A 12,054-nucleotide genomic window follows, 5' to 3' on the forward strand; every position below is an offset into this window, starting at 1 on the left:
AGAAAAAATAATTCGTGGTTTGGATGATTTCTTATTGGCTAAAAACACATTTTTCAACATATTACGCTTGTTGATGTTTGAAGTTACTAGAACTTATTTTTTGACGAAAAATACCATGATCACATTATTCTCATAAATAAAGGTGTAAATATGTTTTTATTGTGTTTTAAATCACATTTTTGTGGTGTTATCTAAAAATAAATTAGTATCTGTAGATTGAGGAAGAATTCTGGACACGCATGACGTCAATATGGAAGAAATTTATGGATATTACATGAGTCCATAAATACTAAAGCGAAATCTTAGTGAAAAGCCCTATGGCGTTGTCAAAAATCTCATAAATTCCGTGTTTTAGACAAGATTTTGTTGAGTTATGGTCTAATATAAAGTCTCTAGTGGTTGTGAAATGATTCGAAGGAACGAGTCTCGATGCTACTCTCCAATATCTCGATTAAAAGTAGATTATTGATCTTGTGCCTAATCCCTACGTTAGTGATTGTCGCGCTCTCTGTGCATCTGGTCAGGCAGGTGCAAGTGAAGCTTTACAGTAATTTAGTGGTTAGTGAAAAAGTTGAATCACTGAAATACTTAACCCAGTTGACCAGTCATTTGCATCAAGCTCTTGATCAAAGTAATGACATGCATACTAGAGCTAACGGGGAACTTCTTGCGAAAAATTCCATTAACACTATCTATGAAGCCGCCCATACGCAAGCACACACACACCAAGGCATTTCGTATTCTAATGACACACTTTCGCATATTAAGAATCTTGATGAACTTATATCAGGAATCGTTGAACTTGATGGTAGAGAAAGACTAGATAAAGGTAGAGAGATATACAGTGCGTTGTTAACTCTTTATAACGTGGTACTTTCAATGGACGTGCAAGGTTTAGATATGAGGACTCAGCAACTTGATGTAGCACTGACCGACCTCAAATGGATGTATTTTTGGATGGAACAAGAAGTATGGCTTGCTCAGGAAGTAGAAGCCAATCAATTATCTTATATTCAGTTTGTGGAAGAGTACTTTAAGATAAATGGACGACAACAAATCTATCTAGATAGAATTATCACTAGAGGCCATCACCTCCATCAATTTAAACCTTTAATAGAAATGTTGTCAGAAATAAACTTGCAGCGAAGCCAATATTCAGAGCAAATCATTTCGTTAAGCCAGATAGAAACCTATGACTCTAAAAAGTTTTCTTTGTGGGTTGAAAACCGTAATCAGTTGGTGGCGAGCCATTTAGAAGTATTAGCGGAAGGACTACGCAGCGAGTTATTGGCAAACATTAAATACCATAAACGCGTACTCGATGCCTTTGCCGTAATCGGCATAGTTGTTTTGGCAATGATGTTTTTCTGGGGAGCCAGTACTTTGTATCGAATTAATTCTAAACTGGCCAGTATTCTGTCTGCTCTTGGCAGTCTGCGCGGCAGCAAAAAAATTGACCTGATCCAGGTTGATGGTAAGGATGAGTTTACTAAGTTTGCTCAAGGAGTGAACTACGTTATCCAAATACAAAAAGACTATGAAAAAGCTTTGCTGCTAGCCAAAGACAAGGCGGAATCTGCAAATCAGGCTAAAAGTGTATTTTTGGCTAACATGTCTCATGAAATAAGAACACCCTTGAATGGCATTATAGGGATGACGGAGATTTTATCCGAAAGTCACCTCAATTCATCTCAGAGAGAGTTGTTATCTGATATCGATGTGTCTTCCCAAGCTTTACTTGTACTGATTAACGATATTCTCGATTTGTCTAAAATTGAGTCTGGAAGCTTCGAATTGTCACCCATTCATACCGATATTCGTGAAGCGACGTTCGAGGCTATGAGTATGGTCAGTACCAAAGCACTAAAACAGCAAGTAGAATTGAACGCACATTTTTCTTCAAATATACCCGATAGCCTGTATTTGGATGAGTTTCGTTTTAAGCAAATTCTCATGAACTTCCTCAGTAATGCGGTTAAATTTACACAGGATGGTAGCGTTTCCGTGGTTGTTGAGCTTTGTGAGGATGGCGAAAACACGGTTTTGAATTGCCGAATTTTAGATACAGGAGTTGGCATACAAGGTGAAAAGTTAGAGGAAATTTTCCTACCTTTTATTCAACAAGATGATAGCATCACCCGCCGATATGGTGGTACGGGATTAGGCTTAACTATTTGCCGCCAAATTGCTGAACTTATGGGCGGGGAAGTGTCAGTAAGCTCTACTCTCGGCGTTGGCAGCTGCTTTAGTTTTAAAGTACTAGTACAAGAAAAACATATAGGTACATCAAGTCACAACCAAATAAAAGGTCAGGCACTTCTGGTTGCCAATGACAGTCATTATCGAGCTTTAATTCAAAGTGAAGCCAAACGTTTTGGGCTAGAGCTTACTACAGTGCTTAATACCCATCAGGCTGTACTTATAAATGACCAATTTAATGTAATACTCTACAACTATCATCCCCAATGCAGTTCGCGAAAAGATATTGCAGCGTTAAAGGCGCACTTTAACTTTTCTGAAATTATAGGGCTTCAGCATCATTTATATATGTTGCCTGACTATGCCGCATTCGTGTCTTCTAATCTGACATTACCATTTCTCGGTCGCCGATTTGAGTCTGCGATTTCAAAAGCAATAAGTGCAACTAAGCTTGATGTGATTGATACAAGTAAAGAAAGAGTTCCAAGTGTTGCTGGTGGTGACATAGGGTGTATTTTGATTGTTGAAGACAACTTAATGAACCAGAAAATCGCTAGTTTCTTTCTTGATAAAATAGGTATTGAGCACCAGATTGCTAGCAATGGTGCAGAAGCAGTGGCTATGGTTCAATCTGGTCAATCATTCATGGCCATTCTTATGGATTGTATGATGCCTGTGATGGATGGACTTACGGCTACCAAAAATATTAGAGCTTGGGAAGCAGAACTAGGCAAAGAGCGAACACCGATCGTGGCATTGACAGCAAGTGTTTTGCCTGAAGAAATAGATCGCTGCTTTGATGCTGGAATGGACGCTTACTTATCCAAACCCTACAAATCTCAGCAGCTCTTTGATGCACTCGAACAACTAAATGTCGCTGTCTAGGTCGTCAATTGGCAGCCAATTGACTTTAACACCGGCTTGAAGAAACATTTCTTGGCTAATTTTAATCTTCTCTCCCCAGCGAGATAAAAAATCTTGAGTTTGTTCAGGGCAGTGTACCGAAGAAATTCCCGTTTGGATGATTTTTGCAGCGCAGTTAGGGCAGGGGAAATGGGTAACCCATATCTCGCAACCATCGAGATCGCGTTTAGCGAAGAGAATAGCATTTTCTTCTGCGTGGAGGGTTTTAAGGTATTTCATTTCTCTGTCGTCTGTCATTGCACTATCAGAAATTCCGTGCGGATAACCATTAAATCCTACTGAGACGATACGATTTTGTTTCGTAATAACAGCGCCGACTTGAGTTGAAGGATCTTTGCTCCAAGAGCCTACTAGGACTGCCATCTGATAAAATCGCTGTGCCCATTTAGATATCATGTTGTTATTCCTCTATGAAAGAAAACCCTAAACAGGGAAAGTGGAGTGGCAAATATCAAAGATAATATCCTGTTTCGTTCTGATTTAGTCTAGAAAAATTCATTCAGCAATTATGACTATGGCCCCATAGTATGATTTTTGTGACTTGTGCCACATTCTAATATTTGCCAAACAATATGGAAAACAAGTGATTTGCCCTTTTGTTTGTAAGATATGTCTTACAGGGTCGTGAGTTTAGTGACAATTATGGATATCATTATCACTGATTTTTGTTTTCAAACCTCTGTATATAAGGCTTTTTTTGATATTTCTTTAAGCTTAGGCTGAAAACGCGATCGAAACCACTATTGCTAAATTTCTTGGTTATCTTAATCTTAAGTTGTCAGCAGGAAGCAGACATGGAACAGGAAAGACCCAAGGAAAGGTCATCTTCAGGAAGAAGATTTGATTATTTAGGATGAATAATTAGCATGGATAGCATTAGGACATTAGCTGGACGCTGGTAACTAGGATGGTTACAACAAGGAAAGTTAATGGACACTCAAGGGACAGAGGATTAGCTGTTAGGAAGACAGCACAAAGGACACCGCTTTAGGACGAAGCGAAGAGAGTTAACTAGGATAGTTAACGGGCTGGATTGCCGAGGACACCGCTAGGAAGGCGACGTTAAGGAAAGTGCTGAAGGAATCAGCGTACTATCACGGATTAGATGCATGGAGCACTGCAAGTAGCCGGAATGCTGCGAGTAAGAATAAACCCCACTAAGCGAAAGCTTAGTGGGGTTTTCTTTTATGTTTAGATAATTTTTTAATCCTCTAAGAAGGATTACGAGAAATGAAAAAAACCAATCTCAATAGGTGAGATTGGCTATGAAACTGTGAACAATTCATCATTCACTAACAACGTCAGTTGGCTAGGTGACTCTCTGATTCTAGAGGGTCATACTTAGATAAGCATTTTATGTGCCATGTTTTATATCGTGTAAATGCATTGTTTTCGCCCATTAAATGCTGAATTTCGGGTTTTATGTGCATTTTGCAATTGCAAAATGCACATGTGTTCATATTGCTAATGGTAAGTGTAATGCTTTAGTGTCACTTGAAAATCACTATCCTACTTGTGTCGTTAGCTCGTTTTGTAAGGTAACTGTCTACCAAGCATTTGAACCAATCGTGGTTACTCAGCGCCTCTAAATGGAATAAAAGTAGTAAAGCTGTGATTTCATCCGGATAATTATTCCTCTGAGCACATCAAGAAAAGCCATGAAACTGATTGGTTTTTCGCCACTAATCCATGCTAGACCGACAGAGCCAACAGGAATATCGTACCCCTCAGGCTCGTCGATTTTTAAGCGCACAAAATGATGCTTATTTTGAAGATTGTTACCAGTAGTCATTCGAACAGAGTCATCCCAACCAAGTAAATTTCCTTGTGATTCGCCTGTGGCTTCAACTATACCTTCAACATGTGCGGAAAATATTTTTCCCGGATAAACGGATGAAGAGAACTCCGCAACTTGTCCTGGTTTTACATTACGTATTGCTTGGTGATTCACACGCATTAACACATACTTTTCATTGGTGTACATCTGCAATCTGGGTAGCCGAGATACAAGTTGACCCTGTCGAAGTATAAAGTTGGTCACAAACCCATCAGCTGGAGCATAAACATCGGTACTGTCTAGGTCCCATTTAGCCTTGGCGAGTTGTTGCTCCGCTGTTTTTAGCTGAGCCTTTTTCGTTTGAGTGTTTAATTGCGCTTTTTCGATGGCCAGTTGTGCTTTTTCAACGTCTACTTGCTTAGTCTTTAGCTGTGATTCAAGAGTTGTCATGTTTTGTTTGGCTAACGTTGTCGATGTTTGCTGTTTGTCGATATCACTTGCGGTTATCGTATTACTCACGAGCTGATTTTGTTTCTTATAACGGCGTAGCATTTTAAGCTGCAAGCGATAGTCTGCTTTTGCAGCGCTCAATTGACTTTTGATGGTATCTAACTCTTGCAGAACAGACTGGTAGGCGCTCTTAGAAATGGCAATATCTTGATAAGCGACATCTAATTCTGCCTTTGTTGAAGCTTGCTTTTCCTTTGCTTGAGTATAGGTAATTTCATATTGAGTTGGGTCTATTTGGTATACTAATTGCCCTTTGTGAATTTTCTGATTGGGGGAAATATGGATTTGTTCGACTTTTCCCGCGACATTTGGTGAATCTGGTCTAAGTTGGATATGTGGTGATTGAACAAGTGAGCCGCCGGATAAGTCCATCGGAGCATAATTGAGTAGTCCAACCCAAACAAACAGTAACCAAGAGACACCGCCTAAATAGGAAAATGACTGGGTAAACTTATTCCACGGCATTCCGATCAGTCTGAGAAGATAAATGAGTAGTGACCAGACAGCAAGACCTTCTAACATTATGCTTCCTCACGTTTATCATGTGATTGCGGGGCATGCTTCCATGTATCTCTCAAGTGCACAATCGCTTTTTCCATGTCAATAAATGCAAACATCACAGCAACAACCCAAACCCAATGCCAGATAAAGCCTATCCATGTTAATGCCGTTATCAGCCCAATCTGATGATGCTCTTTGCTATGTGCTTTGTTGATTGGTAGCTCGTGAAATCTCCATATACCGTACAAAGTCGCGCTAATGGTAACAACCAAGAGAAGCGTTGCGATGACATGCAAAACAGTATCTACACCTGTGTCGACAAAAGGAACACTGAATAAACTCATAATCACTCCCAAATAAATAGAAAAAGCATTGTGATCGAGATTTGAAATTCTAGTTATAATGTGACAGATTAATTTAAAGTAGGTATTTAAATGACGTAATTTGTACATGAATGGGATTAGATTTATGCGAGCTTTGGGTATTGAACATATCCACCGAGTAGCAAAGCTTAGATACGGCATTCCAGATAATGGTTTGGGTATTCCAGAGTCTGTCTTTCAAAACTCCATGACATTAATCCCCATGTCAGAAATCAACGTTTGGTACGACAGACTAGAGCAAGAGACGAGGAACCCAGATGTGATCCTTGATATTAGCTTTGATGCTGATCTGAGCCATATTGGGGCAATGTCCCGTTGGTTACTCTCTGGTAGTGATTTGGCTTCTACGATTAGAAGGGTCAATTATGGTTTCACAAGCCTTCAAAACGGAGCGTTTCTATCTGCGTCTATTAGTGGTCCACTGATTAAATGGACCTATCAAAACCCGTTTGTCGCTTCTCAATCTAAAGTTCATGATAGTATTCGTATTGCATTGGTGTTGACCAAGGTATTGCGTTTATATCTTGGCAGTGATTTTTCGCCCTTACGGGTACAGCTGCAGGGTAGCCGCAAGAACAGTGCGAGTTATCAAAATTACTTTGGTTGTGACATTGAGTGGAATCACTCGACGACTCAAGTATGGTTTCATGCTGATCTGCGCTTGGCAACGATGCAAAAAACAAGAGTACAAATTGGTCCGCTAGCAATGAATTATTCTGATCTTGATGAGCTATTGAACATGCCAGATGCAGAAGATGAAATAAAAGTGATTTATGAAATCCTAAGCTACAGTCGGCATCATGGCTTGCCAACAATAGGACGGGTTTCTAGCTTACTCGGGCTATCCATACAGCAATTTCAGCGCCGTTTGAGAAGCTTAGGAATGAATTTCACTACTGTTAGTGGTTATGTCATGAGTAATATTGCAGTAGAAATGATGCGCCGTGGACTACCTCCTGAGGATATTTGCTTTAAATTGGGGTATCAAAACCAAGGTAGTTTTGCACGCATGTTTAAGAAACAGAGAGGCTTAACACCAAGTCAATATAAACAGCGTTATTTCACTTAACGCTGTTTAAACCTTACCTTGGTTGTTATTGATTACTGAACCAACGCTCTCTATACGCAGCGCTGTAATCTGGCTCTGTTATATTGCTCGAAGAGTCTGCGGATTGCAGAGGCCCGACAACCGTTTTATAAGGCAGTACTCCAGCCCATACTGGCCGGTCCAAGTCATACTCATCATCTCTTACTCCATGACAACTGATTTTAACGGACGCTTCTGTTAAAGGCATTTTAAGTAACGTGGTTGCAGCAAGCTCTCGCTGACTGCTGGGTCGCACATCATGGCTTCTACCGGGTGCTATCTGTTCTAAGAAGTGATTAAGTAGTCGGTCTTTCTCAACGTTATCTCCGACAAGTTCAAATTTTCCTAGCACGGCTGCTGAACGGTAATGAGCACTATGATGAAATGCAGACTTTGCTAGCACCCAGCCATCAAATAGAGTAAAGGTTAAACAGGTTTGATATGACTTACCCAAGTAGCGCATCAAGCGGCTGTTGTTTGCTCCATGAATATAGACGTAATTGTCTACCCTCCATGCAAGCATGGGTATGACAATCGGACCTTGTCCATCATCGATTGCGATGTGAGCGATAAGGCTCTCATCAATGATTTTGTCCAATTGGTTTCTATCGAACACGGCTTTATGAGCGCCTTTTTTAATTTGAGTACGTGGTGTGCTAGATAGCATAGGTTTTCCTTAAAACTTGACTTTGCATTACTAATCTAGACTCGAACTGGTATTCTATTAAGCACCAGTTTTATTATATTCATGGAACCAATTTTGGCTTTGATTGATGTCGGAGACTTGACTCTCACCGGTGGTAAGGAAACACTTCAGCAGCAGCTATTTAATGCAGTGAAAGCTAAAATTGTTGGCGGTTTATGGCCGTTGCAAGGGAGGCTGCCTTCCAGTCGAAAACTTTCGATTGAACTGGGTATCAGTCGCAATACGGTTAATGGTGCCTATGAGCAGCTTGTGGCGGAAGGTTATGTGGAAAGCAAGCCCGGTTCAGGGTTTTATGTTTCGTTGGAGCTACCGGGTAACTTTTTACCAGAAATGGATACAGATTGCCCGATTGTTCAACCCTTAGTTTCGGTCAGCCGCAATACTTCATTTGATCGCGGCGTTCCAGAATTAAAGCAATTTCCCATGAAAACTTGGCATCGGCTAATACAAAGGCATGCTTTGCGCGTTAGTTTACTGGGGAGTCAAGATATTCAAGGTTGCATGGCACTTAGATTGGCGTTATCCGAATATCTTTCAGCAAGCCGCTCTGTGAGTTGTTCTGCCGAAAATATCATTATCACTGCTGGCGCTCAGCAAGCACTAATGATCGCAACCATGAGTGTTCTATCTAGCCATGACACTATCCTTATGGAGCAACCTGGTTACACGCAAATGGCTAAGATTATCGAACTCAATCACTACCAATTGGAACCCTTGCAAGTGAAAGAGTCAATAGGGTTTGACTTACAAGATGTATTTAAAAGTCATGCGCACGCATTATACATAACACCCAGTAATCAGTACCCCATGGGGACTACACTCGATACGGAAGCCCGCCTGCAGCTTGTTAAGTGGGCCCAAAAACGGCAAAGCTGGATAATTGAGGATGACTATGACAGCGAATTTCAGTTTGCCCATCGGCCTTATTCATGTTTACAGGGGTTAGCTGCTCAAATAGGCCTATCAAAGCATGTCATGTACACTGGTTCAATGAGCAAAGTGATGTTTAACGGCTTAAGGTTAGGTTACCTAGTTGTTCCGCCGTTTCATGTTCAACGGTGCCTTGAGATAAAAGATGCATTGAGCGGCGATTCTCCCTCCCATACGCAGGCGGCGCTGGCAGACTTTATCTCTGAGGGGCACTTGTTACGCCACATTCGAAAGATGCGCCGTCTGTATAAACTCAAGTATCAAATCCTTATTGATAGTTTTGAACTCCATTTAGGAAAAGACGTGACGGTTATTAGTCAAGCGGCTGGTCTGCATGTCACCGTCAAGTGGGAAGGTGGGATAAGCGAGCAAGAATGGGTAGAAAGGGCAGCGAGTTACCATATTAACATACAGTCATTGAGCTACTATGAACATAGCAGGGCAGTAAATCGCTCATGGCAAGCGGTAGTGCTGGGTTTTGGCAACATGCCGCTAGAAGAGATAAGGCCTAACATAGAATTACTTGCTAGGTTGTTTAAATCATGATTCTATGCCTAATCTTATCAATAGTTTTAAGGAGTTTTTATGTGCCGTTGGTTAGCTTATCAGGGTGAATCAATTTATCTCGATGAGTTGGTATACGAGCCTGAGCACTCATTAGTGCAGCAGAGTATCGATGCCAGAAAAGCGGTTACGCGAGTAAATGCAGATGGTTTTGGCCTTGGTTGGTATACAGAAAGAGAGACTCCAGGTCAATTTCACGAAGTATTGCCAGCGTGGGGGGATGAAAACCTTCGCTCTCTCACCCATCATATCCGCTCTCACCGATTTATGGCGCATGTGCGCTCTTCTACAGGAACTCAAGTGTCTCGCTCCAACTGCCACCCATTTATTATTGATAATTGGATGTTTCTTCACAATGGGCAGATAGGTGAGTTTGAGCAGGTGAAATATGACTTGCATCAGCAGTTACCTGAAGATCTGTTCTTAAAGAGAATGGGAACCACAGACAGTGAGCTTATCTTTCTGCTTATGCTCAAAAATGGCTTACGAGAACAGCCCGTTGACGCGATAAGACAAACCCTTCTGGATATTACTCAGTTAATGGAGAACCGCAACATCAAAGAACCCCTAAAAGCATCAATATGTATTTCCGATGGTGTGAAGCTTTGGGCGGCTCGCTACAGCTCTGTCAATGAGGCGCCGACCGTATTCATACGTAAGAAAGGATCTAATATTTCGTTGGCATCTGAGCCTTTGGAGCGAAATCGTGATTGGAAGAAAATTACTGCGCAGAGTATCCTAGTCATTGAAGGTGATACTGTAACCTCGCATACCATTTAGAAGTTTGGCAATTCAATGTCGTTAAACCACATCAATCTTAACTTGCTGCGCTCGTTACAAGTATTACTCGAAGAATGTCATGTAAGCAGAGCTGCATTTAGACTTAATATCACGCAATCAGCAATGAGTCGTCAACTTGCTCAATTGAGAGAATTGTGCAGTGATCCCTTGCTAGTAAGGCAGGGAAACGCTTTAGTGCCGACTTCAAAAGCCGTGGGTATGCAAGAGCAGCTCACGTATCTTTTGGAAGAGTTTGAACAACTGCTGCAAGACAAGCCATTTGACCCTAAAACGTGGCAACAGGAGTTCGTGTTTTCTTCCAGCGACTATGTGGCTCAGTATATCGTCCCTGATGTGGTTTCTGAGATGGTAAAACAGGCGCCTAATGTGAATCTCGCTTATCGCTTATGGAGGCCAGGCTATATGCAGAATTTTTCTGAAATGGGTATACATTTGGCTTCTACTATGCAGCCTCACAAGCCCAAAAATATGATCAGTATAAAGATTGGCGAAGATACGTCTGTGTGCCTAATGCGCAGAGGGCACCCTGCATCAAAAAATGAAGACATAAGGGTTAATGATTTAGCTTATTACCCGCACGTTAAAGTAACGGGTGGGGGAGACAAAGACTCAATAGCAGACGAAGCATTGCGAGTCATGGGCGTGGATCGTCGTATCGCATTACAAATTCCATTTTTCTCGGCAGCAGTGAATGCACTACTCTCAAGTGACTATCTTATGATAGTTCCTGAGCATATAGCGGCAAATCTGTCTCAAGAGCATCCACTGATGTTTTCTTCTCTGCCATTTGATCCTGAACCTCACCGATATTGGCTGATGTGGCATCCAAAATACGATCAAGACAAGGCACATTCTTGGATACGTGACTTGATACTTGGTTGCATTCGTACATCCAAACACTCAGTTGCTATGATTTAAAATCATATCGGCTATCGCTAGCTTTGATTTCAAATCATCTCTCTGATTCGATAATCTAAAAGCATGGGATCTGTTAGAGAAATAGTATGACAATCACAATTTGGTTATCACTTTTTACAATCTGTATTTTAGGAGCCATGTCTCCTGGGCCTAGCCTTGCTATGGTCGCGAAGCATAGTTTAACTGGTGGTCGTGGAAATGGGTTAGCGACAGCTTGGGCCCATGCTTTGGGTATTGGTGTTTATGCGTTCGTGACTTTGATTGGTTTGGCTGTGGTCCTTCAGCAGTCACCTCTGATCTTCAAAGCGATTAGCTATTGTGGTGCGGGGTATCTAGCCTATCTTGGTTATAATGCATTGCGCTCTAAAGGAGGCGTGGCAGCAAAGCTGGAATCTGGTGAAGAGACCTCGCTGTGGCAATCCGCAAAGGAAGGTTTTCTAATTTCGATTCTCAGCCCTAAGATCGCGTTATTCTTTATTGCTTTGTTTAGTCAATTCGTTGCGGTTGGAGACAGCCTAACTGCAAAGTTAGTGATTGTTTTGACTCCTCTAGTAATAGACGGTTTGTGGTACACCACCATTACTTTTTTACTATCAAGCCCGCGCCTGTTAGATAAAATTCGTTCCAAAGCGCAATTAATTGATCGCTTGTCAGGTATTGTTTTGATACTTTTAGCATTAAGGGTTGTTATGACTGTATAGCACAACAAATTTTTGCGTAAGTTAACAAAAGGAGCAGTTTGCTCCTTTTGTTA

10 protein-coding genes are annotated in these 12,054 nt (G+C 41.3%); 6 read left to right on the forward strand and 4 right to left on the reverse strand.

Annotated features, from left to right (window positions below; translation table 11 throughout):
• Positions 1-429: 429 nt before the first annotated feature.
• Positions 430-3,084, forward strand: coding sequence for a hybrid sensor histidine kinase/response regulator (locus FIV01_RS19605; protein ID WP_152432625.1), 2,655 nt, complete (start codon positions 430-432; stop codon positions 3,082-3,084).
• Here FIV01_RS19605 and FIV01_RS19610 read toward each other — a convergent pair.
• The 3 genes from FIV01_RS19610 to FIV01_RS19620 all read right to left on the reverse strand — a co-directional run bounded on the left by FIV01_RS19610 (position 3,067) and on the right by FIV01_RS19620 (position 6,255).
• Positions 3,067-3,519, reverse strand: coding sequence for a dCMP deaminase family protein (locus FIV01_RS19610; protein WP_114783812.1), 453 nt, complete (start codon positions 3,517-3,519; stop codon positions 3,067-3,069). The genes FIV01_RS19605 and FIV01_RS19610 overlap by 18 nt on opposite strands.
• A gap of 1,189 nt (positions 3,520-4,708) precedes the next feature.
• Complete coding sequence (locus FIV01_RS19615) at positions 4,709-5,932, reverse strand: HlyD family secretion protein (RefSeq protein ID WP_152432626.1); 1,224 nt, start codon at positions 5,930-5,932, stop codon at positions 4,709-4,711.
• Positions 5,932-6,255 carry an MFS transporter gene (locus tag FIV01_RS19620; RefSeq protein ID WP_152432627.1) on the reverse strand — a complete coding sequence of 108 codons (324 nt, stop codon included), beginning with the start codon at positions 6,253-6,255 and terminating at the stop codon, positions 5,932-5,934. The genes FIV01_RS19615 and FIV01_RS19620 overlap by 1 nt, the downstream gene beginning before the upstream one ends.
• A 106-nt stretch (positions 6,256-6,361) precedes the next feature.
• Here FIV01_RS19620 and FIV01_RS19625 point away from each other — a divergent pair, with 106 nt between their 5' ends.
• A complete protein-coding gene (locus tag FIV01_RS19625) occupies positions 6,362-7,363 on the forward strand; it encodes an AraC family transcriptional regulator (protein ID WP_246210498.1) in 1,002 nt (333 codons plus the stop codon).
• A 25-nt stretch (positions 7,364-7,388) separates the two neighbouring features.
• Here FIV01_RS19625 and FIV01_RS19630 read toward each other — a convergent pair whose 3' ends face one another.
• Complete coding sequence (locus FIV01_RS19630) at positions 7,389-8,048, reverse strand: pyridoxamine 5'-phosphate oxidase family protein (protein WP_152432628.1); 660 nt, start codon at positions 8,046-8,048, stop codon at positions 7,389-7,391.
• Positions 8,049-8,129: 81 nt separating this feature from the next.
• Between FIV01_RS19630 and pdxR the strand changes: the two genes are divergently transcribed.
• From pdxR to FIV01_RS19650, 4 genes are all read left to right on the forward strand, one after another.
• A complete protein-coding gene (gene pdxR, locus FIV01_RS19635; protein WP_172971883.1) occupies positions 8,130-9,563 on the forward strand; it encodes a MocR-like pyridoxine biosynthesis transcription factor PdxR in 1,434 nt (477 codons plus the stop codon).
• 39 nt (positions 9,564-9,602) lie between these two features.
• The gene (locus FIV01_RS19640; RefSeq protein WP_152432630.1) at positions 9,603-10,361 is read left to right on the forward strand and encodes a class II glutamine amidotransferase; all 759 of its coding nucleotides are present in this window, start codon (positions 9,603-9,605) and stop codon (positions 10,359-10,361) included.
• A 15-nt stretch (positions 10,362-10,376) separates the two neighbouring features.
• Positions 10,377-11,300, forward strand: coding sequence for a LysR family transcriptional regulator (locus FIV01_RS19645; protein ID WP_152432631.1), 924 nt, complete (start codon positions 10,377-10,379; stop codon positions 11,298-11,300).
• Between the two features lie 86 nt (positions 11,301-11,386).
• Positions 11,387-12,001, forward strand: a complete 615-nt coding sequence (locus FIV01_RS19650) for a LysE family translocator (RefSeq protein WP_152432632.1) — start codon at positions 11,387-11,389, stop codon at positions 11,999-12,001.
• Positions 12,002-12,054: the final 53 nt, after the last annotated feature.

This window comes from Vibrio aquimaris (assembly GCF_009363415.1).
Taxonomy (GTDB): Bacteria; Pseudomonadota; Gammaproteobacteria; order Enterobacterales; family Vibrionaceae; genus Vibrio; species Vibrio aquimaris.

What these genes read in the sequence shown, in the direction of transcription:
- FIV01_RS19605 (WP_152432625.1), top strand. Translation starts at nt 430, where the DNA reads ATGCTACTCTCCAATATCTCGATTAAAAGTAGATTATTGATCTTGTGC.
- FIV01_RS19610 (WP_114783812.1), bottom strand. Translation starts at nt 3,519, where the DNA reads ATGATATCTAAATGGGCACAGCGATTTTATCAGATGGCAGTCCTAGTA.
- FIV01_RS19615 (WP_152432626.1), bottom strand. Translation starts at nt 5,932, where the DNA reads ATGTTAGAAGGTCTTGCTGTCTGGTCACTACTCATTTATCTTCTCAGA.
- FIV01_RS19620 (WP_152432627.1), bottom strand. Translation starts at nt 6,255, where the DNA reads ATGAGTTTATTCAGTGTTCCTTTTGTCGACACAGGTGTAGATACTGTT.
- FIV01_RS19625 (WP_246210498.1), top strand. Translation starts at nt 6,362, where the DNA reads ATGAATGGGATTAGATTTATGCGAGCTTTGGGTATTGAACATATCCAC.
- FIV01_RS19630 (WP_152432628.1), bottom strand. Translation starts at nt 8,048, where the DNA reads ATGCTATCTAGCACACCACGTACTCAAATTAAAAAAGGCGCTCATAAA.
- pdxR (WP_172971883.1), top strand. Translation starts at nt 8,130, where the DNA reads ATGGAACCAATTTTGGCTTTGATTGATGTCGGAGACTTGACTCTCACC.
- FIV01_RS19640 (WP_152432630.1), top strand. Translation starts at nt 9,603, where the DNA reads ATGTGCCGTTGGTTAGCTTATCAGGGTGAATCAATTTATCTCGATGAG.
- FIV01_RS19645 (WP_152432631.1), top strand. Translation starts at nt 10,377, where the DNA reads ATGTCGTTAAACCACATCAATCTTAACTTGCTGCGCTCGTTACAAGTA.
- FIV01_RS19650 (WP_152432632.1), top strand. Translation starts at nt 11,387, where the DNA reads ATGACAATCACAATTTGGTTATCACTTTTTACAATCTGTATTTTAGGA.